Source organism: Stenotrophomonas sp. 86156_Sma (genome assembly GCF_056481625.1).
Genome location: NZ_CM151157.1, coordinates 3722878 through 3745268, shown reverse-complemented (window position 1 = coordinate 3745268; position 22391 = coordinate 3722878). Strand labels below are relative to the sequence as shown.

18 protein-coding genes are annotated in these 22391 nt (G+C 66.8%); 10 read left to right on the top strand and 8 right to left on the bottom strand.

What is annotated here, in order from left to right:
• Positions 1–75 precede the first annotated feature (75 nt).
• The gene (locus ACZK33_RS17375) at positions 76–4983 is read left to right on the top strand and encodes an alpha-2-macroglobulin family protein (RefSeq protein ID WP_423174786.1); all 4908 of its coding nucleotides are present in this window, start codon (positions 76–78) and stop codon (positions 4981–4983) included.
• 64 nt (positions 4984–5047) lie between these two features.
• A complete protein-coding gene (pbpC, locus tag ACZK33_RS17370) occupies positions 5048–7429 on the top strand; it encodes a penicillin-binding protein 1C (RefSeq protein ID WP_423174785.1) in 2382 nt (793 codons plus the stop codon).
• Between the two features lie 129 nt (positions 7430–7558).
• Here pbpC and ACZK33_RS17365 read toward each other — a convergent pair whose 3' ends face one another.
• Positions 7559–8134: a ferritin-like domain-containing protein gene (locus tag ACZK33_RS17365; protein WP_049421227.1), complete on the bottom strand. Its 576-nt coding sequence runs from the start codon at positions 8132–8134 to the stop codon at positions 7559–7561.
• A gap of 29 nt (positions 8135–8163) precedes the next feature.
• A complete protein-coding gene (locus ACZK33_RS17360; protein WP_423174784.1) occupies positions 8164–8646 on the bottom strand; it encodes a peroxiredoxin in 483 nt (160 codons plus the stop codon).
• Between the two features lie 260 nt (positions 8647–8906).
• Between ACZK33_RS17360 and ACZK33_RS17355 the strand changes: the two genes are divergently transcribed.
• The gene (locus tag ACZK33_RS17355) at positions 8907–9800 is read left to right on the top strand and encodes a DnaJ C-terminal domain-containing protein (RefSeq protein ID WP_032127817.1); all 894 of its coding nucleotides are present in this window, start codon (positions 8907–8909) and stop codon (positions 9798–9800) included.
• A gap of 88 nt (positions 9801–9888) precedes the next feature.
• On the opposite strand, the gene pilH is transcribed toward ACZK33_RS17355, so the two are convergent.
• Positions 9889–10260, bottom strand: coding sequence for a twitching motility response regulator PilH (pilH, locus tag ACZK33_RS17350; protein WP_005410644.1), 372 nt, complete (start codon positions 10258–10260; stop codon positions 9889–9891).
• An 88-nt stretch (positions 10261–10348) separates the two neighbouring features.
• Positions 10349–11344 (bottom strand): YhdH/YhfP family quinone oxidoreductase, encoded by a 996-nt coding sequence (locus ACZK33_RS17345; protein ID WP_049421229.1) that lies wholly within the window; start codon positions 11342–11344, stop codon positions 10349–10351.
• 153 nt (positions 11345–11497) lie between these two features.
• Here ACZK33_RS17345 and hflK point away from each other — a divergent pair, with 153 nt between their 5' ends.
• The 5 genes from hflK (at position 11498) to ACZK33_RS17320 (ending at position 16206) form a co-directional block, all read left to right on the top strand.
• The gene (gene hflK / locus ACZK33_RS17340) at positions 11498–12631 is read left to right on the top strand and encodes an FtsH protease activity modulator HflK (protein ID WP_049401370.1); all 1134 of its coding nucleotides are present in this window, start codon (positions 11498–11500) and stop codon (positions 12629–12631) included.
• Positions 12628–13491: a protease modulator HflC gene (gene hflC, locus ACZK33_RS17335; RefSeq protein WP_010482785.1), complete on the top strand. Its 864-nt coding sequence runs from the start codon at positions 12628–12630 to the stop codon at positions 13489–13491. Before hflK ends, hflC begins: the two co-directional genes overlap by 4 nt.
• Positions 13492–13559: 68 nt before the next feature.
• Positions 13560–13745, top strand: coding sequence for a DUF2065 domain-containing protein (locus ACZK33_RS17330; protein WP_005410640.1), 186 nt, complete (start codon positions 13560–13562; stop codon positions 13743–13745).
• Between the two features lie 382 nt (positions 13746–14127).
• On the top strand, positions 14128–15420 hold the full coding sequence (locus ACZK33_RS17325) for an adenylosuccinate synthase (protein ID WP_014038120.1): 1293 nt from the start codon (positions 14128–14130) through the stop codon (positions 15418–15420).
• 117 nt (positions 15421–15537) lie between these two features.
• Complete coding sequence (locus ACZK33_RS17320; protein ID WP_423174783.1) at positions 15538–16206, top strand: hypothetical protein; 669 nt, start codon at positions 15538–15540, stop codon at positions 16204–16206.
• Here ACZK33_RS17320 and ACZK33_RS17315 read toward each other — a convergent pair.
• Entirely contained in the window at positions 16142–16816 is a 675-nt protein-coding gene (locus ACZK33_RS17315) for a M23 family metallopeptidase (RefSeq protein WP_423174782.1), read from the bottom strand. The two genes, ACZK33_RS17320 and ACZK33_RS17315, sit on opposite strands and share 65 nt — an antisense overlap.
• A 4-nt stretch (positions 16817–16820) precedes the next feature.
• Positions 16821–17783, bottom strand: a complete 963-nt coding sequence (locus ACZK33_RS17310) for a L,D-transpeptidase family protein (RefSeq protein WP_423174781.1) — start codon at positions 17781–17783, stop codon at positions 16821–16823.
• Positions 17784–18018: 235 nt separating this feature from the next.
• Between ACZK33_RS17310 and ACZK33_RS17305 the strand changes: the two genes are divergently transcribed.
• Entirely contained in the window at positions 18019–20142 is a 2124-nt protein-coding gene (locus ACZK33_RS17305; RefSeq protein WP_423174780.1) for a methyl-accepting chemotaxis protein, read from the top strand.
• Between the two features lie 63 nt (positions 20143–20205).
• On the opposite strand, the gene ACZK33_RS17300 is transcribed toward ACZK33_RS17305, so the two are convergent.
• Both ACZK33_RS17300 and ACZK33_RS17295 read right to left on the bottom strand, forming a co-directional pair.
• The gene (locus tag ACZK33_RS17300) at positions 20206–21003 is read right to left on the bottom strand and encodes a hypothetical protein (RefSeq protein ID WP_423174779.1); all 798 of its coding nucleotides are present in this window, start codon (positions 21001–21003) and stop codon (positions 20206–20208) included.
• 77 nt (positions 21004–21080) lie between these two features.
• Positions 21081–21485: a hypothetical protein gene (locus tag ACZK33_RS17295; RefSeq protein ID WP_121504627.1), complete on the bottom strand. Its 405-nt coding sequence runs from the start codon at positions 21483–21485 to the stop codon at positions 21081–21083.
• Positions 21486–21591: 106 nt separating this feature from the next.
• Between ACZK33_RS17295 and ACZK33_RS17290 the strand changes: the two genes are divergently transcribed.
• Positions 21592–22314 (top strand): helix-turn-helix transcriptional regulator, encoded by a 723-nt coding sequence (locus ACZK33_RS17290; RefSeq protein ID WP_423174778.1) that lies wholly within the window; start codon positions 21592–21594, stop codon positions 22312–22314.
• The last annotated feature ends 77 nt before the right edge of the window (positions 22315–22391 follow it).

Below are 22391 nucleotides of genomic sequence, written 5' to 3'. Positions count from 1 at the left end.
GCATTCCTGCCGAATCCGCGTCAACACCTTGACGCGGCCTGCCTATAATGGCCACCTCGATCAAGGAGTGACGACATGAGCGGTCCGGCACGGCGGAAGCGGTGGGGATGGGCGGCGGCTGTACTGGCAGGAGGCCTGTTGCTGGGCCTGGCCGGCTGCCGCAACGACAGCGGGCAGCTGCCCAAGGCCAGTGGTGAGGCGATCACCACCAAAGCCGAGCAGGTGAAGGAATTCACCCTGCTGCGCGCCTACCCGGACCAGAAGAATGACGGCCTGTCGCTGGCGCTGGAGTTCTCGCGCCCGCTGGTCGGCACCCAGGATTTCGACAAGCTGGTGCGCTTCGAAGAGAAGGTCGGCACCGACGACAGCAGTTGGACGCTGTCCGATGACGGCCTGACCCTGCGTTACCCGTTCGTCGAGGCTGGCAAGGAGTTCAGCCTGGTGGTCTCGCCGGACCTGCTGGCCGCCGATGGCAGCCGCCTGGGCAAGGAACTGAAGCAAAAGGTGTTCAGCGGCGAGCTGAAGCCGGTGGTCGGCTTCGCCTCGCAGGGCAGCGTGCTGCCGGCCAAGGACAGCCGTGGCCTGCCGGTGGTCTCGGTGAACGTGCCCGAGGTTGACGTCGAATTCCTGCGCGTGCGCGAGAAGGACCTGCCGACCTTCTTCAGCCAGTACCAGCGCGGCGGCCGCCGTGGCAGCTGGGAGCTGAGCAGCGACTACGAGCGCAGCCCGATCAACAAGCTGGCCGAGCCGGTCTACGTCAACCGCTTCATCCTCGGCGGCAAGAAGAACGAGCGGGTGCTGACCTACCTGCCGACCCAGGACATCAAGGAACTGCAGGAGCCGGGCCTGTACTTCGCCCTGCTCAAGCGCACCGGTGACTATGAAGGCGAGTTCGACACCGCGTTCTTCTCGGTCAGCGACATCGGCCTGCATACCCGCGCCTACAAGGACAAGCTGTTCGTGCACACCGCCGGCCTCAAGGACGGCGCGCCGCTGAAGGGCATCGACCTGCGCGTGCTCGACGCCAAGGGCGAGGTGGTACTGAAGGGCAGCACCGACGGCAACGGCAATGCGCTGCTGAACTACACGCTGGATGCCACTCACGTGCTGGTCGCCAGCACGGGCAAGGACACCAGCTTCCTGCCGTTCAACCAGCCGGCGCTGGACCTGAGCGAATTCGCCGTGGCCGGCCGTGACAATGCCTGGTTCGACGTCTATGCCTGGTCCGGGCGCGACCTGTATCGCCCGGGCGAAACCGTGCGCCTGTCCGCCCTGCTGCGCGACAACGATGGCAAGCCGGTCAAGGCTCAGCCGGTGTTCCTGCGCCTGAAGCAGCCCGACGGCAAGACCTTCCGCGAGACCCGCCTGCAGCCGGGCGAGCAGGGCTACATCAATTTCGAGCAGGTGATCCCCGCCGAGGCGCCGACCGGGCGCTGGCAGGTCGAGTTCCGCACCGACCCGGCGAGCAAGGAAGCGATCCAGGGCATGACCCTGCGTATCGAGGAGTTCCTGCCCGAGCGCATGAAGCTGGACCTGGACAGCGCACAGAAGACGCTGAAGCCGGGTGAGGACCTGCGCCTGCAGGCCAATGGCGCCTACCTGTACGGGGCGCCGGCCGACGGCAACCGTTTCACCGCGCGCATGGCGGTGGCCGCCGAGCAGCAGCCGGTCGAGGGCCTGCCGGGCTACTTCTTCGGTGACCCGACCCTGCAGCTGCCGCGCGAAGCCAAGGACGTGATCGATACCACGCTGCCGGCCAACGGCCAGCTGCGTGAGGATGTGGCATTGCCGGAAGAGGCCGCCAAGGCCAAAGCACCGATCGCCGTGGTGCTGTCCGGCAGCCTGTATGAAACCGGTGGCCGTACCGTCACCCGCACCCTGAAGCGGGTGATGTGGCCGGCCAACGCGCTGGTTGGCGTGCGCCCGCTGTTCAACCCCGAGGATGGTGCCGACTCCAACGGCAATGCACGCTTCGAGTTGATGCGCGTGGATGCTGCGGGCACACCGCAGCCGGCCAAGGGCCTGAAGATCACCCTGGTGCGCGAGCTGCGCGACTACCACTGGACCTTCAACGACAACCGCTGGGACTACGATTTCACCCGCCGCTTCGAGAACAAGGAAACCCGCACCGTCGACGCCGGCAGCAGCGCGGTCGCCTTCGATTTCCCGGTGGAGTGGGGCGAGTACCGGGTGGATGTGTTCGATCCGTCCACCGGCTTGACCAGCCGCTATCCGTTCCGCGCCGGCTGGAGTTGGGGCGACGACAACCGCGGTCTGGACGCGCGCCCGGACAAGGTCAAGCTGGGCCTGGACAAGACCGGCTACAAGGCCGGTGACACCCTGGAAGTGACGGTGACTCCGCCGCATGCCGGCAAGGGCATCCTGATGGTCGAGACCGACCGCATGCTGTACGTGCAGGACATCGACGCCAAGCCGGGTTCGACCTTCAAGATTCCGGTCACCGCCGACTGGGAGCGCCACGACGTCTACATCACCGCACTGGTGTTCCGCGGCGGCAGTGCGCCGAGCAAGATCACCCCGGCCCGTGCCGTGGGCGTGGTGCATGTGCCGATGGACCGCAAGGGCCGCACCGTGGCCGTCGGCCTGGCTGCGCCCAAGCAGATGCGCCCGGAGCAGGACCTGCCGGTGACGGTCAGTGCACCGCAGCTGGCCGGCAAGATGGCGCACGTCACTGTCTCGGCGGTGGACGTGGGCATCCTCAACATCACCCGCTTCCCGGTACCCGATGCCGGTGCGCACTTCTTCGCCCAGCGTCGCCTCGGCATTGATGCCTATGACATCTACAGCCGGGTGATCGAGAGCTTTGACGGCGGTGCCGGCAAGCTGAAGTTCGGTGGCGACATGGCGCTGCAGGCATTGCCGCAGGCCAAGCGCCCGACTGCGCGCGTGCAGACCGTGGACCTGTTCTCCGGCCCGGTGCAGCTCGATGCCAAGGGCATCGCCCGCATCCGCCTGAAGGTGCCGGACTTCAACGGCACCCTGCGGGTGTCGGCACTGGTCTACAGCGATGACCAGTACGGCAAGCGCGACGTGGAAACCGTGGTGCGCGCGCCGATCCTGGCCGAAGCCAGCATGCCGCGCGTGCTGGCCCCGGGCGACCGCAGCACGGTGACCTTGGACGTGCAGAACTTCACCGGCAAGCCGGGCCAGTTCAACGTGAAGGTTGAAAGCGAAGGCCCGCTGAACCTGGGCGAGGGCAGCCGCAGCGTGCAGTTGAATGCCGATGCCAAGACCACGCTGAGTTTCCCGCTGTCCGCGCGTGAGGGCCACAGCGTGGCCAAGGTGCGCGTACGTGTGGACGGCAACGGCTTCAAGGCCGACCGCCGCTACGAACTGCCGGTGCGTGCCGCGTGGCCGCAGGTGCTGCGTTCGCAGGTGCGCACGCTGGATCCGCTGGCAGCGGTCAGTCTCGACAACAGCCTGACCGATGGCCTGATGTCCGAGTCGGTGAATGCCCGCCTGCTGGTCAGCCCGCTGCCGCCGATCCCGTTCGCCAGTGCGCTGCAGGGCGCGCTGAACTACCCGTACGGCTGTGCCGAGCAGACCACCAGCAAGGGTTACGCCGCACTGATCCTGGACCAGGCGACGTCGTCGATGCTCGGTGCCGACGGCCTGGATGCCAAGACCCGTCGTGAGCGCATGGAAGGTGCGTTCGGCCGCCTGGCGTCGATGCAGGTGGCCAATGGCAACTTCTCGATGTGGGGTGACGACGGCTACGTGAACCCGTGGCTGACGCCTTACATCACCGAGTTCCTGCTCGATGCCAAGGACGCCGGCTTCGCGGTGCCGGACAACGTGCTGCAGAAGGCGCTCAACCGTCTCAGCGAGGACCTGCTGTCCGGCGGCAACCAGTTCTACGGCCAGGACGACCGCGAGAAGCTGAAGTTCGCCAACCAGGCGTATTCGGGCTACGTGCTGGCCCGGGTCAACCGTGCGCCGCTGGGCACCCTGCGCACGCTGTACGACAACGAGCGCAGCAAGGCGGTCGGCGGCCTGTCGCTGGTCCATCTGGGCGTGGCGCTGTCGCTGCAGGGTGATGCCAAGCGTGGCCAGGCCGCGCTGACCGCAGCCTTCGCCAAGTCCAGCAGCGAACGCCCGTCCTACTTCGGCGACTACGGCAGTGCGATCCGTGATGACGCGCTGATGATCGCGCTGACCCACGAAAACAAGCTGGCCAAGCCGGCCTGGGATGCGCGTGCGGTGGATCTGGGCCGTGGCCTGGATGCGCGCCGCAATGCCGGCTGGATGTGGCTGAGCACGCAGGAACAGGTGGCCATCGCCCGCCTTGGCAAGGCACTGGCCGCCAATCAGAAGGCGCTGGTGGCCGGTGAGCTGGTGATCGGTGGCAACACCGAAGCCATCGGCGAGCGCAAGCTGTTCGGCCGCAATTTCAGCGCCAGCGAGCTGGCCAGCGGCGTGCGCTTCACCCCGCAGGGGCAGCCGCCGATTTTCGCCAGCATCGACGTGGCCGGTATTCCGCGCAGCGCACCGGCGCCGGACAACAGCGTGCTGGGCATTGAGCGCAGCTACTTCGGCACCGATGGCAAGCCGTGGTCGCCGCGTCCGCTGAAGGAAGGCGAAGCCCTGATCGTTCGCGTGACGGTCACCGCCGACACCACGATGCCCGATGCACTGCTGACCGACCTGCTGCCGGCGGGCCTGGAGATCGAGAACTTCAACCTGGGCGATGCCAAGCAGTGGGCCGACGTGGTGGTTGATGGCATCACCATCAGCGACCGCAGCGAAGCCGCTGACACCAAGCACGAAGAGTTCCGCGACGACCGCTATGTGGCTGCGCTGAAGCTCTCGCGTGGCAGCAAGGCCAACGTGTTCTATCTGGTGCGTGCGGTGACCCCGGGTACCTACTCGGTGCCGCCGCCGCTGGTGGAGGACATGTACCGGCCGCAGCTGCGTGGTGTCGGCCGTAGCAACCCGACCACGATCACGGTGGTACAGCCGTGACCGCGCGGACGGGCCGCGACGGCGCGGCCCGTCCCGCTGGCAAGCTCCAATCCGGCACGCTGCAATGAAGAAGACGATGTCGATCCGGCTGGCGGCCCTGCGCCGCCGGTTGCGGCCGCTGTGGCCGTGGCTGCGCTGGGGCACGGCCGCCACGCTGGCGCTGCTGCTGGTGCTGGATTTCGCCTTCCCGCCGCCGCTGCCGAAGCAACGCGATACCAGCACCCTGGTGGTTGCCGCTGATGGCACGCCGCTGCGCGCGTTCGCCGATGCCGAGGGCGTGTGGCGCTATCCGGCATCGATCGACAGCGTCTCGCCGCTGTACCTGCAGGCGCTGCTGACCTACGAAGACCGCTGGTTCTGGCGCCATCCGGGTATCAACCCGCTGGCCATCCTGCGTGCCAGCGGCCAGCTGCTGCGCGGTGGTCGCATCGTTTCCGGCGGCTCGACCCTGACCATGCAGGTCGCGCGCATCCTCGACCCGCATACGCGCACGCCCTGGGGAAAGCTCAAGCAGATGCTGCGCGCGGTGCAGCTGGAAGTGCATCTGAGCAAGCAGCAGATCCTGGCCCTGTATCTGGAGCGCGCGCCCTACGGTGGCACCATCGAGGGCGTGGAAGCGGCCAGCTGGGCCTATCTGGGCAAGCCGGCGGCGCAGCTGTCACATGCCGAGGCCGCCTTGCTGGCGGTACTGCCACAGGCACCGAGCCGGCTGCGCCCGGACCGCCACCCGGAAGCCGCGCAGAAAGCGCGCGACAAGGTGCTGTCACGCATGGCCGAACTGGGCGCGTGGACGCCGGAGGAAGTGCAGGATGCGCGCATCGAGAACGTGGTGGCACGCTCGCTGCGACCTCCGTTGCACGCCGCGCTGCTGGCGCAGCGCCTGCATTCGGCGCATCCGGGCCAGGCGCGCATCCAGAGCAGCATCGACATCGGCCTGCAGCGCACGCTGGAAGAACGCGTGGCGAGCTATTTCTCGACACTGCCCGAGCGTACTTCGGCGGCCTTGCTGGTGGTCGACAACCAGACTCTGCAGGCGCGTGCCTACGTCGGTACGTTGTCCTTTGGTGACCGCCAGCGGCTCGGCCACGTCGACATGGTGCAGGCCTGGCGGTCGCCGGGCTCCACGCTCAAGCCGTTCCTGTATGCGATGGCGCTGGACGATGGCCTGATCCATTCGGAAAGCCTGCTGGTCGATGCGCCACAGAGTTTCGGCAGCTACCGGCCCGGCAACTTCGACATGGCCTTCAATGGGCCGATCGGCGCGTCCAGTGCGTTGCGCCTGTCGCTCAACGTGCCCTCGGTGGACCTGCTGCAGCGGGTCGGGGCCGCGCGCTTCGCCGCGCGCCTGTCGCACTCCGGCATCCAGCTGCGTTTCCCGCCGGGCAGCACGCCCAACCTCTCGCTGATTCTGGGCGGTACCGGTGCGCGGCTGGAAGATCTGGTCGGCGCGTTCGCGGCGCTGAACCGCAACGGCATTGCCGGACGCGTGCGCTACACCGATGACGAACCAATGATCGAGCGGCGACTGGCCTCGCCGGGCGCCAGCTGGATCGTGCGCGAAATGCTGGAATCGAACCCGCGCCCAGGCTACAGCGTCGGCACCTTCGATGTCGGTGGACGCCCGCGCGTGGCCTGGAAGACCGGCACCAGTTACGGGTACCGCGATGCGTGGGCAATCGGCAGCACGCGCCACTACACCGTGGGCGTGTGGGTGGGCCGGCCGGACGGCACACCGCTACCGGGCCAGTACGGCGCGGTGACTGCGCTGCCGCTGATGTTCGAAGTGGTGGACAGCCTGCCGCGCCAGCGCGGCGATTCGGCTGCTGCACCGATGCCGGCAAGTGTCAGCCAGGAAGATATCTGCTGGCCCACCGGCGAACGCGCCGAAGGCCTGCCGATGGCACTGTGCCAGCGGCGGATGTCGGCCTATCTGCTGGACGGCGCGGCACCACCGACCTTCCCCGAGCGCGAGGCGCGGCGCTGGCAACCGGGCCGGCAGCGTTACCTGGCTGATGCGCACACCGGCCTGCGTGTATCGGCCGATTGCCGCAATCCACATGAGGAAGTGACGCACGAGATCGCGCGCTGGCCGGCGTTGCTGTCGCCGTGGTTGCCCAAGGCCACGCGCGCTGCCTCGCAGTTGCCGGCGCTGTCGCCGGATTGCCGCGACGACGGGCGTGAGGCCAGCGTGGCCCTGCACATCGATGGCCTCAATGATGGCGCTGCACTGGCGCGTGCACCCAATGCCGAACATGGCGTGCGCCTGCAGCTGCGCGCGCTGGGCAGCGAGCAGGCGGTGGACTGGCTGCTGGATGGCCGCTGGATCGCGCAGACCCGAGGCGCGCAGTTGATGCAGCGCGAGTTCGCCGAGCCGGGCACACATACGCTGACCGCACTGGCGGCGGATGGCGCGTGGACGCAGGTGCGGTTCAACGTCCTCCGCTAGATGCCGGCCTTGGTCGGCGCGCGGTCCAACGCCAACGACACCGCCGTGCTCTGGTAGGTGCCAACCTTGGTTGGCACGCGATAAATGCGCCCACCAAGGTGGGCATCTACCAAGGCGTATGCGGGGCCGCTATTCCCCGATCCACCCATCCAGCAGGTCGGCGAATTCGTCGGCGTGTTCCTCTTCCTGCGCGAGGATCTCTTCAAGGATGCGCTTGGTGGTGGTATCGCGGTCGCCGATGAAGTTGATCATCTCGCGGTAGCTGTCGATGGCGATGCGTTCGGCCACCAGATTCTCGCGGACCATGTCGCGCAGGTCGCTGCCTTCCTTGTATTCGGCATGCGAACGCGCGGTCAGCGTATCGGGGTTGAAGTCCGGCTCGCCGCCGAGCTGGACGATGCGCTCGGCCAGCTTGCCGGCGTGCGCCTGTTCCTGCTGTGCATGTTCGAGGAATTCGGCTTTCACCGCGTCGGCCAGCATGCCCTTGGCCATGAAGTAGTGCCGGTAGTAGCGCAGCACGCATACGTACTCGGTGGCCAACGCATCGTTGAGCAGCTTGATCACGACCTTGCGGTCGGCGCTGTAGCTGTCGGTGATCGCACCGTCTTCGATGTTGCGCCGAGCGCGTTCGCGCAGGGTCTTGCGGTCACTGATACCGGGCACCTTTGCGGCAGGCTTTGCGGCTTTGGCTGGCTTGGTGGACATGGCTGGCCGTTTCCTCTTGCGGTGGAAGATCAGGTTGGCAGGTGCTCCAGCACGTATTCGGCCGAAGACACTTCGAACTGGCCGGGCTGCTCGATCCAGGCCACACGCACCACGCCATCCACCACGTACAGGGCGAAACGGCGTGAGCGGATGCCCATGCCCGAGGCGCTGGCGTCGAGCTCCAGGCCGAGCGCACGGGTCAGTTCGGCATTGCCGTCGGACAGCATCAGCAGGCCGTCGGGCACGCTCTGGTCGGCGGCCCAGGCCTTCATCACGAACGGGTCGTTGACCGCCATGCAGTAGACATCGATGCCGCGCTGGCGGAACGCCTGGAATTTCTCGACGTAGCCGGGCAGGTGGCGCGCCGAGCAGGTCGGGGTGAACGCGCCGGGCACGGCGAACAGCACCACCTTGCGTGCGTCGAACAGCGAATGCGTATCGAGCGTTTCGATGCCCTCGCGGATGCGCTTGAGGGTCACTTCCGGAATGCGGTCGCCGACATGGATGGTCATGGGGAACTCCTTGCTGGGGCAGGCTAGTGGGCCGGATGGGACAGGGGCGTCAAGACATTGGAAACCCGGTGTGCAGGCCCCATCTTCAGGCTTTGTGGCAGGGGCTTCCAGCCACAGCGTGGGGCATGGGGATGGCAGCCGCATTGCGCAGGATCAGTCGGCCTCACCGGGGCCGCACGAGGGGCGGCGTAGCATGCCGGCGCGTAGAATGAACCCGGGGCGGCGCCACCGGCGCGGCCGAAGCAGATCGAGGTAGCTGGATGGAATTCAAGGATTACTACGCCACCCTGGGGGTGGAACCGAGCGCGGGCGAGGCGGAGATCAAGACCGCCTACCGCCGGCTGGCACGCAAGTACCACCCGGACGTCAGCAAGGAGGCCGGGGCCGAAGACAAGTTCAAGGCGGTCAACGAGGCCTACGAGGCGCTGCGCGACCCGGAAAAGCGCGCGGCCTACGACCAGCTGCGCGCACAGGGCTATCGCCCGGGCGAGGAGTTCAACGTACCGCCGAACTACGGCGGTGCCGGTGGCTTCAACTTCGAGGAAGTATTCGGCGGTGGCGGCCCCAATGGAGGCTTCAGCGACTTCTTCGAGAGCCTGTTCGCGCGCCAGCGTGGCGGTGGTGGCGCTGGTCCGGGGCCGGGCTTCAGCAGCCAGGGCCACGCGCCCAACCGCGACACCCGCGCCAAGCTGTCGGTTCCGCTGGAAGCGGCCTACAGCGGCGACAGCCTGCGCATCACCGTCAACGGCAAGCAGCTGGACGTGCGCGTGCCCAAGGGCATCCGCCCAGGCCAGGTGATCCGGCTGGCCGGGCAGGGCAACCATGGCGGCAACCTGCTGCTGGAAGTGGAATATGCCGCCCACCCACAGTTCGAGGTCGATGGCCGCAACATCCTCTATACGCTGCCGGTGACCCCGTGGCAGGCCGCGCTGGGTACCAGCATCAGCGTGCCGACCCTGGGTGGAGCGGTGGAATTGAAGATTCCGGCCGATTCCGATGCCGGCCGCAAGCTGCGCCTGCGTGGCCGCGGCCTGCCGGGCAATCCGGAGGGCGACCAGATCGTCGAGATCGAGATCGTGGCCCCGGCCGCGACCGACGAGGCGCAGAAGAAGGCCTACCGCAATCTGGCCAAGGCGTTCGGCGAAACGATCTGAAGGTAGTGCCGGCCGCTGGCCGGCAACTTCATTGCCCGGGACGGTGATGCGTGGTTGCCGGCCAGCGGCCGGCACTACCGCGCGTGGCTCAGCCCTGCCCGGCGAACACCCTCTCCAGCACCTCGGACAGCTCGTCTTCCGAGAACGGCTTGGTGATGTAGGCCTTGGCGCCCTGGCGCATGCCCCACATGCGGTCGGTGTCCTGGTCCTTGGTGGTCACCAGGATCACCGGGATATGCCGGGTCGCCTCGTCGCGGGCGAGGGTGCGGGTGGCCTGGAAGCCATTGAGGTTGGGCATCACCACGTCCATCAGGACCAGGTCGGGCAGCTCGGCCTTGGCGGTTTCGACCCCGGCGGCGCCATCGGTGGCGGTCAGGATCTGGTGCCCGAGCTTCTCGACGATGCGCTGTATCCCCAACAGCTGCGACGGTGAGTCGTCGACGATCAGAATGCGTGCCATGTTGTTCCCCATGTAATGCCCGCAGTGTAGTGCGGGCCCATTACTGGCGGGAGGGGCGCATCTGCCGTCCGTCGCCTGCCTGCGACGTTCAGTCGATCCGCACCACGGTGCGGCCCAGCGAACCGCCCGCCAGCATCCGTTCGAACACGGCAGGAAGGCCATCGAGGCCGACTTCGGCGGTGCAGATGCGGTCCAGCTGCTGCGGCTTCCAGTCACTGCCCAGCCGCGACCACACTTCTTCGCGCAGCCCGCGCGGTGCATTGGCCGAGGACACGCCCAGCAGTGACACGCCGCGCAGGATGAACGGCATCACCGTCATGTCCAGCGTCGGGCTGGCTGCCAGGCCGGCACTGACCACGCTGCCGTAGGGCACCGTCTGTGCCAGCAGGCTGGCAAGCATGTCGCCTCCGGCATTGTCGAGGCCGCCGCCGAAGCGGGCCGACTGCAGTGGGCCGGTGTCGGACAGTGCCTCGCGCGGTAGTACTTCAGTGGCGCCGATACCATGCAGGAACTCGGCCTGGTCCGGTTTGCCGCTGACTGCGTGCACGGTGTAGCCGGCACGACTGAAGATCGACAGCGCCAGCGCGCCGACACCGCCGCTGGCGCCGGTGACCGCCAACGGGCCGAGTTCCGGCACCTGCCGGTTGTCCTGCATGCGCAGCAGCGCCAGCGCCGCCGTGAAGCCGGCGGTGCCCAGCACCATCGCCTCGCGCGGGCTGAGCCCGGCCGGCTGGGCAATCACCGCACGCGACTCCAGCCGCACATACTGGCTGTAGCCGCCATCGCGGGTTTCGCTGAGGCCGCAGCCGGTGGCCAGCACCGCATCGCCTTCACGCCAGTCTGGATCGGTGCTGGCAACCACGGTGCCGGCCACGTCGATGCCCCCCACCAGCGGGAAGCGGCGCAGGATCCTGCCCTTGCCGGTGCCCGCCAGCGCGTCCTTGTAGTTGACCGAAGACCAGTGGGCGCGGATCAGTACCTGGCCGGGGTTGAGGTCGTCGACATTGAGCTGGGCCAGGCCGCTGCGGTAGCCGGCGTCGTCGTTTTCGATGCGGAAGGCGGTGAACGGGGTGGTGGGCGCCATCGGCGTTGCCTGACTTCGAGGAAAACGCCACCTTACCCCGTTGCCCCCCTTTCGATCCTGCCGATCCGCCCCATCTTGTATGATCGGTGATGGTTTCACGGCTGGTGGTGCGGGAAGGGCCCGCGCCGCAGCCCAAATCTTGATGGAGCGTGCATGGCCTGGAATACACCCGGCGGCAACAAGGGCGGACAAGGCCCCGAGGACAATCGACGCGGGCCCTTCGGGTCGCGCGGCGGTGGCAATGGTGGTGGCTGGGGCGGACTGCCCGGGCCGCTGAAGGACCTGTTCGACGGTGGCATCATGCGTTGGGTGGTGGCAGCCGTGGTGTTGCTGGTGCTGTTCTCCAGCTTCCAGCTGATCGGCGAACAGCAGCGTGGCGTGGTGCTGCGCTTCGGCCAGTTCTCGCGCATCCTGCAGCCCGGCCCGAACTTCAAGCTGCCGTGGCCGATCGAATCGGTCACCAAGGTCAATGCCACCGAGATCAAGACCTTCTCGATCCAGGTGCCGGTGCTGACCCGCGACGAGAACATCGTCAACGTCTCGCTGAACGTCCAGTACCGCATCGACGACCCGCAGCAGTACCTGTTCGGCACGGTCGATGCCAACCAGGTGCTGGAGCAGTCGGCGCAGAGCGCGGTGCGCGAGGAAGTCGGCCGTGCCGACCTCAACGCGGTACTGAACAACCGTGGCCCGTTGGCCGTGGCCGCCGAGGAGCGCCTGCAGGCGCTGCTGAAGGCGTTCAAGACCGGCCTGACCGTGACCGGCCTGACCCTGCAGGACGCCCGTCCGCCGGAAGAAGTGAAGCCGGCCTTCGACGAGGTCAACGGTGCCCAGCAGGTCAAGGAACGCTTGATCAACGAAGCCCAGGCCTACGCCGCCAAGGTCGTGCCGGAAGCCCGAGGCCAGGCCTCGCGTGCCCGTACCACCGCCGAAGGCTACAAGCAGGCCGTGGTCTCCAAGGCTGAGGGTGACGCGCAGCGCTTCAGCCTGTTGCAGGCCCAGTACAAGGACGCCCCGGAAGTGACCCGCAAGCGCCTGTGGCTGGAGACCGTGCAGCAGGTGCTGAGCGAGAACCGCAAGGTGATCGGTGGCGATGGCCGCCAGCTGATCTACGTGCCGATGACCGGCGATACCCGTCCCACCACCTCGGCGCCGCCGGGAGTGACCAATCCGGAGGTGGTGATGCCGTCGCTGCCGGGTGCAGCGGCGGAAGCTTCCCGTGATCCGGGCCGGCCGGTGGGCCGCCCGACCGGGCGACCGAGCGGCCGTGAGGAGGGCAGCCGATGAAGAGTCCTATCTGGATCGCCGTGATCGTGGCGGTGGTGCTGGGCCTGCTCGGCTCGGTGTACGTGGTCCGTGAGGACCAGACTGCCATGGTGCTGAACCTGGGCAAGGTGGTGCGTTCGGACATCAAGCCGGGCCTGCACTTCAAGGTGCCGGTGGTGGAAACGGTGAAGGTCTTCGACCGCCGCTTCCAGGTGCTCGACACCGCCCCGGCGCGTTACTTCACCGCCGAGCAGAAGGACGTCAGCGTCGACTTCTTCGCCATCGGCTACATCTCCAACGTGGGTGACTACTTCCGTGCCACCGGTGGCGATCCGCGCATCGCCAATGCCCGCCTGGCACCGATCATCACCGACTCGCTGCGCAACCAGATCAACTCGCGCACCCTGCAGCAGCTGGTCTCCGGCGACCGCAGCGAGCTGATCGCCGAGCAGCTGAAGGGGATCAACGAAGCGGTGGCCGGCCTCGGCATGCAGATGATCGACCTGCGCATCAAGCAGGTGGACCTGCCGACCGACAGCCAGGTGATCAATGATGTGTACGAGCGCATGCGCGCCCAGCGCAAGCAGGAAGCGGCCAAGCTGCGTGCGGAGGGCGAGGAGCAGTCGTTGACCATCCGCGCCCAGGCCGACCGTGACAGCACCGTGCTGATCGCCGAAGCCGAGCGTGATGCACAGCGCCTGCGCGGTGAAGGCGACGCCGATGCGGCGCGCATCTACGGCAAGGCCGGCTCGGCCGACCCGTCGTTCTATGCGTTCTACCGCAGCCTGGAGGCCTACCGTGGCTCCATGACCGACGGCAACGGCGTGATCGTGCTCGACAAGAACGACCCGTTCCTGCAGTACCTGAAGAACGACCGCTGAGGTCGCAGGGCAGTACCCCACGGGGCCCGGCCAGATGCCGGGCCCCGTGCTTTTTCCGGAGTCCCCCCATGAAAGATCTGTTCGCCGCCGTCTGCCTGGTGGCGGTGCTGGAAGGCCTGTTCCTGTTCGTCGCCCCGTTCGCCTGGAAGCGCATGGCCGAGCGCCTGCTGGACCTGCCCAGCCCAGCCCTGCGCAGCTTCGGCGGGCTGGTGCTGCTGGCCGGCCTGAGCCTGCTGTGGTGGGCGCGGCATTGAAAGGGTAGTGCCGGCCGGTGGCCGGCAACCTGGGATTGCCGGCCAGCGGCCGGCACGACCGGGAGGTGCCTGACCGGCCGGTACATGCGTGACCCGGCTCTGGTAGATGCCAACCTTGGTTGGCATTGCCGGCCAGCGGCCGGCACGACCGGGAGGGGCGGCTGACCGGCCGGTGAAGCCGTCCGTCGGAAAGGTGGCACCCGACCCCGGAAACCCGGATAATGCACAAAAGCCGGACGGGCCTCCCCGTTCGGCTTTTTCCGTGTCTGGGCCTTCCATCGCCGGCTGCTCCCCGTTTGGAGCCGCCCTCCAGGTGCTGGCCAGCCCCGCCACGGTTCAACCGTCCGCGGCCCCGATGGCCGCAACATATGAGGAGCCCGTCATGGGTCAGTCTGTCGTAGTGTTGGGTGCCCAGTGGGGCGATGAAGGCAAGGGCAAGATCGTCGATCTGCTCACTGAGGAAATCGGCGCCGTCGTGCGCTTCCAGGGCGGCCACAACGCCGGCCACACCCTGGTCATCAACGGTAAGAAGACCGTCCTGCACCTGATCCCGTCGGGCATCCTGCGTGACGATGCGCTGTGCCTGATCGGCAACGGCGTGGTGATCTCGCCGGCCGCGCTGCAGAAGGAAATCGCCGAGCTGGAAGCCTCCGGCGTGGAAGTGCGTTCGCGCCTGAAGATCTCCCCGGCCGCGCCGCTGATCATGCCGTACCACATCGCGCTGGACCAGGCGCGCGAGCGCGCTGCCGGCGGCAAGGCGATCGGCACCACCGGCCGTGGCATCGGCCCGGCCTACGAAGACAAGGTGGCGCGTCGCGGCATCCGCATCGCCGACCTGCATTACCCGAAGCAGCTGGAAGAACTGCTGCGCACCGCGCTGGATTACCACAACTTCGTGCTGACCAAGTATCTGAACACCGATGCGGTCGATTTCCAGAAGACCTTCGACGAAGCGCTGGCCTTCGGCGAATACGTGCAGCCGATGAAGTCCGACGTGGCCGGCATCCTGCACGACCTGCGCAAGCAGGGTAAGCGCGTGCTGTTCGAAGGCGCGCAGGGTGCGCTGCTGGACATCGACCACGGCACCTACCCGTACGTCACCAGCTCCAACACCACTGTTGGTGGTGCACTGGCCGGTTCCGGCGTCGGCGCCGATTCGATCGACTACGTGCTGGGCATCGCCAAGGCCTACGCCACCCGCGTCGGCGGCGGCCCGTTCCCGACCGAGCTGGACGACGAAGTCGGCCAGGGCATCCGTGACCGCGGCGCCGAGTACGGTGCCTCGACCGGCCGTCCGCGTCGCTGCGGCTGGATGGACATCGTCGCGCTGAAGCGCGCCGTGGCCATCAACGGCATCAGCGGCCTGTGCATCACCAAGCTGGACGTGCTGGATGGCATGGAAAAGCTGAAGGTCTGCATCGCCTACGAATACAACGGCAAGCGCACCGAGTACGCGCCGCTGGACGCGCAGGGCTGGGAAGACTGCACCCCGGTGTACCTGGAGTTCCCGGGCTGGAGCGAGAACACCCACGGCATCACCAACTGGGACGACCTGCCACCGGCCGCACGTGCCTACCTGCGTTCGCTGGAAGAGCTGGCCGGTTGCCCGATCAGCATCGTCTCCACCGGCCCGGACCGCGACCACACCATGGTCCTGCAGGATCCGTTCGCCTGAGGTAGCGCCGGGCGCTGCCCGGCGTAGGTGACAGGAAGAGCCCCGCGAAAGCGGGGCTTTTTCGTTACTGTGTCGGCACGGCCAGCAGGGAAATGACGTGATGACCCGGATGTCAGCGTGAAGGGCGTAACGGTGGTGCGGATCACCCTGTGGGTGCTGTGGAGCCTGTGGGCGCTTGCCTGCGCGGTGCTGGTGCTGGGAGCGATCGCCAACCACATGGCCTCACGCACGCAGGTGCTGCCTCTGGTGCTGAGCCCGGGTGCGACGGCCGAGGTCACGGTCTACCGCTTCATCGATGACCAACTGCGGCTGCGCCTGCGTTACGCGGATGACGGTACTTCCACGACGATCGATCCTGAAGTGCGCCTGCGCGTGGAAACCCCGACAGATCAGACCGACTTCCGCGCCGAAACGCGTTCGGGCGTGCCGGGTTCCGGCATCACCCGCGCGCTCGAGTCGGTTGAACCTGCTGGATTTGCCGCCTCGTATTTCGGTTATGGCCGGGGGGATGCGCTGCCGCGCGGGCGTTCGTGGCTGCGGGTGACCGTTCTGGAGGTCGAGCCCGCGCTGGCGGGGCGCGTGGCCTCGGTGGAACTGCTACCACCGATGGACGTGCTGAAGCTGACCGACCTGGACTACGCGTGGCTGTGGCCGTTCTTCTTCTGGAAGGTGGCGGCGTTGTTCCTGCTGATTCCGGGCGCTGCGCTGGTGGTATTCACCATCACCTTGCGGCGCTGGCAGCGTCGGGCGTCGATGCCGCCTGTTTCAACAGCGGATACGGATTGATCGACTCTCCCTTCCACCACTGTTTTTCCGGGCCCAGCACGTGCACTTCAAAGTGCAGGTGCGGGGCCTCGGCGCTGGCGTTACCGGTGCTGCCCACGTAACCGATCACCTCTCCGCGCTTGATCACCTGCTTCTCCGCCAGGCCATCGGCGTAGCGCTGCAGATGCGCGTAGTAGTAGCACCAGCGCCCGCTGGGCTCGAACTGGTAAATCGTCAAGCCGCCGCGCTCGCTGTCGAACAGTTTTTCAACCGTTCCATCGGCCACCGCCAGCACCGGCGTACCGGTATCGGCCATGATGTCGATGGCATCGTGTACGCGGCCCTCGCTGCGTGCATCGGTGAACGTATCGCGCAGCTGGGACGCATGGATACCCTGCACCGGCAGCAGCAGACCGGATGGTGCATCCGCAGTCTGCGCGGCCGACGGCGCGGTGTTGGCGGGTGGGGCTGTTGCGGGTGTCGCTACAGATTCCTTCGCCGGCGCCGCTGCCAGTGCCGATTGCGCTTGCGGCAGCGGGGCGGGTACCGGATCACCCGCATCGCGGTGCAGCCACCAGCCTGCACCCAGCCCCAGCAGAACGCCCAGCACGATCAGTTGCGAAAGGCGCATCGGCTCACTCCTGCATCACCACGGGTACCGAGGTATCCACGGCATCGGCCACGCGCAGCGCATCCCAGTTGGTCATGCGCACGCAGCCATGCGATTCGGTCTTGCCCACATGGCCGGGTTCGGGCGTGCCATGCAGGCCGTAATGCGGCTTGGACAGATCGATCCAGACCCGCCCGACCGGATTGTTCGGGCCCGGTGGCAGGGTGGCCTTCTTTTCGCCCCTGCGGGCATCCCAGAACAGTTTCGGGTTGTAGTGGAACGGCGGGTCGCGGTAAACGCCCAGGATCTTCCATTCGCCGATCGGTAACGGGTCGTGCTGGCTACCCGACGACACCGGCACCTGTGCGATCACCTTGCCCTGCGCATCCAGCAGCTGCAGCGTGGAATCGGATTTGTCGACCACGATCTTCGCCGCCTTCGGCAATGCGGCCAGTGCGATGTTGGGTACCTGGATGCGGCTGCCAGCCTTGGTCAGGTCCACGCCGGGATTGAGCACTTTCATCAGCTCAGGGGAGGCATGGAAGCGCTCGCCGAGGGCTTCTTCCACACTGCCGTAGCCCAGCGATGTGAGCTTGGCCTGGGCGGCGGGCCCTTTCGGAGTGGCCTGGAACGGACCGGCGACATCCTCAGCAGTCAGCGTGTAGCTGGCCAACGGCCCAACGGTATCGGCCTGCAGGGCCTTCCAGGTGGTGTCGTCCAGTTCACCCGTTACGTCCAGCCCATGCGCTGCCTGGAAACCCGACACCGCGCGTCGCTGGTTGCTGCCCACTTCGCCATCGATCTGGCCAGGGGAGAAATTCGCGCGATCCAGCAGCACCTGGGCGTGCAGGGCGGAGTGGGGTGCCACATCCGGCCCGGCTTTCTCGGCAATGGGGGCAGGTAGTTCGGGCGGCGTCGCCTGCGCGAAGGCTGGCGACGCCAGCAGCGAGAGAGCGAGCAGGGTGGATCGGGACACGGGCAAGGGCATTGGGATCTCCAGCAGGTCACGCCACCACCTTGCCCGCAGCCGCCGCCGAGCCACCGTGAAAGGGATCTGATGCCCGCATGAGCAGCCATGGGTATTGCAGCTGTGTCCAGCGCGCAGGTGCTGCTGCGCCGGGGGCTCACCAAGGTGAACGGTGGCCGACGCCGTCGACGGATGGCGATCAAGATTGCCTGCCGGGCCGCCGATAAGGGCGCATCCCCCCGTTTTGGATACCCCCATGAACTACTTGAGGAACGTCAGGGTTGCCTGGCGTCTTGGGCTGGGCTTTGGCCTGTTGCTGCTGCTGGTTGCCGCCGTGGTGGCCACCGGCGCCACCGCCAGTGTCGTGCAGAAGCGCGCGATGCAGCAGGTGGTCGACGTCAGCGTAGCCAAGGTGCGCCTGTTGTCGCAGATGCTCGATGCCAACAACCAGATGATGGTGGTGCGTCGCGAGATGCTGATCCGCCAGGGCGACGACCGTGGCCACGACGAGCAGCGCATCGCCGATCTGGTGAAGCGCTACGAGGCCAGCTGGACCGCCTATCAGGCGCTGCCCAGCGACGCCGACGGCAAGGCCATTGCCGAAACCATCGCCGCCAAGCGTGCCATTGCGCGCCCGCTCAACAAGCAGACCAGCGAACTGATGGAGCAGGGCGACTACCCGGGCGCCGTGGCGCTGACCCTGGGCCCGGTGCAGGAAGCGGCAAACGGCTGGAACAAGGCGCTGTCCGATGGCGTGGACTTCGAAGAGAAGGAAAGCCGTGATGCCGCCGCCGAGGCGATCCGCCTGGGTGAGCGCAGCCTGCTGCAGCTGCTGGTGCTGGGCGGCGTCGCGCTGCTGGTGGGCATTGGTGCCTCGGTGATGATCGGCCGCAGCCTGACCGGTCCGCTGGCCCGCGCGGTGAACCTGGCCGAGCGCCTGTCCAAGGGACAATTGGACCAGGAGTTCCGCCTTGGCGGCCGTGACGAACTGACTCAGCTGGGCGAGGCGATGGCCAGCGTCCGGCAGAGCGTGCAGGCGGCGATCGGCGCACAGCTGCAGATGGCTGAGCAGCATGAGGCGGGCGCGATCCGCTATCGCATGGACGCCACGGCGTTCCCCGGTGACTTCGGCCGCATGGTGCAGGCCACCAACAGCCTGGTCGAATCGCACGTGCAGGTGGAGCTGCTGATGGCCGAAGTGATGCAGCGCTACGCCATCGGCGACCTCAGCCGCGACCTGCCCGACTACCCCGGCGAGAAGGGCACGCTGACCCGTACGTTGGCCGCGGTGAAGCAGAGCCTGATGGCGATCAACGCGCAGATCGATGAACTGGCCCGCGCCGCACGCGCTGGTGATTTCAGCATGCGTGGTGATGCCGCTGCGTTCCAGTTCCAGTTCAAGGCGATGGTCGAGCACCTCAACGGCATGATGGCCAGTTCACAGGCCAGCATCGCCGATGTTTCCGACGTGCTGCGCGCGATCTCGCACGGCGACCTGACCGCACGCATGGATGGCGAGTACGACGGCGTGTTCGCACGCATGCGTGACGACGCCAACACCACCACCGCACAGCTGACCGGCATCGTGCGTGGCATCCAGGTGGCTGCCGACAGCATCAACAACGCGGCGCAGGAACTGGCCGCCGGCAACAACGACCTGTCGCGCCGTACCGAGCAGCAGGCAGCCAATCTGGAAGAAGCGGCCGCATCGATGGAGGAACTGACCTCCACCGTGCGCCAGAACGCCGAGCTGGCGCGTCAGGCCGACAGTGAAGCGCATGCGGCCGGTGCCGCCGTGCGCGAGACCGAGCAGGCGATGGCACAGATGGCCTCGGTCATGGGTGAGATCGACCAGTCCTCGGCACGCATCTCGGAAATCTCCACGGTGATCGACGGCATTGCGTTCCAGACCAACATCCTGGCGCTGAATGCTGCGGTGGAAGCGGCGCGTGCAGGTGAGCAGGGCCGTGGATTCGCCGTGGTCGCCAGTGAAGTGCGCACGCTCGCGCAGCGTGCCGGTGTCGCCGCCAAGGAGATCAAGGAGCTGATCGAAGACGCCGCTGCCAAGGTGAAGAGTGGCCTGGCAGTGACCGTTGAATCCGAAGCCGCGATCGCGCGCGTGGCACAGGCAAGTTCGCGCACGACCCAGCTGATGAGCGATATCGCTGCGGCCAGCAAGGAACAGGCCGCCGGTATCGAGCAGGTCAACCAGGTGGTGGTGCAGATGGACCAGGTGACCCAGCAGAACGCCGCGCTGGTGGAAGAAGCCACTGCCGCCAGCCGCGCGCTGGAGGAACAGGCGCATGCATTGACCACGTCGGTGTCGGTGTTCAAGGTGGAAGGCGACACAGCTTCGGTTGTGCCGCGTCGCGCAGCCTGAGCTGCTGCGCGGTAAGCGTTGTGGTGCCGGTCACACCATGGGCGTCCATGGTGTGACCGGATGTCAGTCCACGACTTTGCTGATATGTCCGTTCTCAATCTTCCAGATCACGTCCTTGGCCGTACTCACGAACAGTGGCGCGCGTGCCCAGAGACTCCAGTAAACGTGGACCTCGGTCGGCGTTGGATCGAGTAGGTGGGTCACCATCATGGCACCCTTCCGCGGTGGACGCTGCAGCGTGATGCAGGAGAGGGTGTAAGGCCGGCTGGAAGTGATCTTTTCATCCGCGATTTCCACGCGATGGCTTCCCCCCAGAGGCACCGCTGCAGGATCGAATGTGCCGGGAAGCAGGTAGACACTCCAGGCATTTGCCGTGCCGTCCACGTTCGGTAGCACGACCGTGTTGTAGTTCTTCGAGCACGCTTGAAACTTGCTGCTCAATGCCAGTGCACGCGCAGCTGCCGCGCCGGCCTCATAAGGCGATAGTGGCTCGGGTGGCGACAGGGTCTGTACAGGACCGGCAAGCGTTCCCTTGTCGTCGGTGACTACCCGATACAGCACGCTACTGTCACCTCCGAGGATACTGACGACATAGCGGTTGTCGCGTTGTTCGGTGACCCATCCAGCAACGCGGTCATCCTTGCGCATTCCCTTCGCTACGAGTGCGTCGGTTGCGCGTTCGGCGGCAAGATCATGTTCGAACAATGACCGGCCGAGAGATTCGATCCGCGCAATATCGGCGTCCGCAGTCGCGGTCGCAGCCTGACGGGATTCGTGGGGTGGGTCAGAGGCGGTGAACGCATGCGCAGCGGGTGCCATCGATAGCAGGGCTGCCAAAGCTGTGGAGCATTGGACATTCATGGATGATTCCTCTTTGCCGCGTCCAGCGGCTTGGAGAAGTATGGCTGATCTGCGGGCGTCAATCCCGATTGACGGGCTCAGCTGCTGGCGCGGGTACGTGCCGCCTTCTTCGCCGCCACCTTTCGCGCGGTCTTCCTCGCCGCACGGGTCTTCGCCGCTTTCTTCGCGGCAGCACTACGCGATGCAGGGGTGGTGGCCTTCTTCGCCACCGTCTTCTTTGTTGCCTTCTTCGTGGCCGTCTTGCGGGCCGGCGCCTTCTTCGTAGCAGTCTTCTTGGCAGCCACCTTCCTGGTGGTGACCTTCTTTGCCACCTTGCGCCCACTGCCACTGCGCTTGCCGCCGCCGTCCTGCTTGTTCACAGTGGCCCATGCTATGCGCTCTGCGGTGCTTTCGCTGGCACCGCGCTCGCGCTCGCTCTCTTCGATGTGCTCGGCCTGGCGCTTCTGCTTTTCGGTATAGGCGGACTTGTCACCGCGGGGCATGGCCGGTTCTCCGGTGGGGGCTGGCCCCACGGTGGGCCTGGCGGCGTTAAGCGCAAGTCCCGCAAGGGTGATCGCACCGGCAAGGGGCCTCGGCTATGCTTGTGGCATGCGAGTCGAGCCCGCCGACATCGAAGCCCTGTTCGACGCCATCCCGGATGTGCTGTTCTTCATCAAGGACCTTCAGGGGCGTTACACCCACGTCAACCAGACCATGCTGCGGCGGCTGGGGCTGCGCGCGCGCAAGGACGTGATCGGGCGTACCGCGGCCGAGATCTACCCGACCGGCCTCAGTGCGGACTACGTCGACCAGGACGCCCGCGTGCTGTCCGGTGAGGTGATCGAGAACCTGATGGAGCTGCACCTGTTCGCCAACCGCGAACCGGGCTGGTGCCTGACCTGCAAGCGCCCGCTGGTGGTCGATGGGGCCATCGAGGGCCTGATCGGCATATCCCGCGACCTCGGCCAGAAGGACAGCCTCGGCACCCAGTACGAGCAGCTGCGGCTGGCGCTGGCCCACCTCAACGCGCACTACGCCGATAACGTGCGCATGCAGACCCTGCTGGACATCACCGGTTTCTCGCTGTCCAAGCTGGAGCGCAGCTTCCGCAAGGTGTTCCAGATGACCCCGCAGCAGGTGCTGACCCGGCTGCGGATCCAGATGGCCATGCACCTGCTGCATGGCGACGACAGCATCGCCTGCATCGGCCAGGCCTGTGGTTTCAGCGACCAGAGCGCCTTCACCCGCAAGTTCAAGGCTGAAACCGGTTTCTCGCCGCGTGCCTATCGTGCCCGTATCGGTGGGAACGTCGGCGAGCCGGCGCTGGCCTGAGCCGCCTGCTGCGCTGTGCCTATCCCCGTGGGCACGGGACAGGGTAAGGTGTCGCCCCTGTAGCCCGCCGCCAGCCC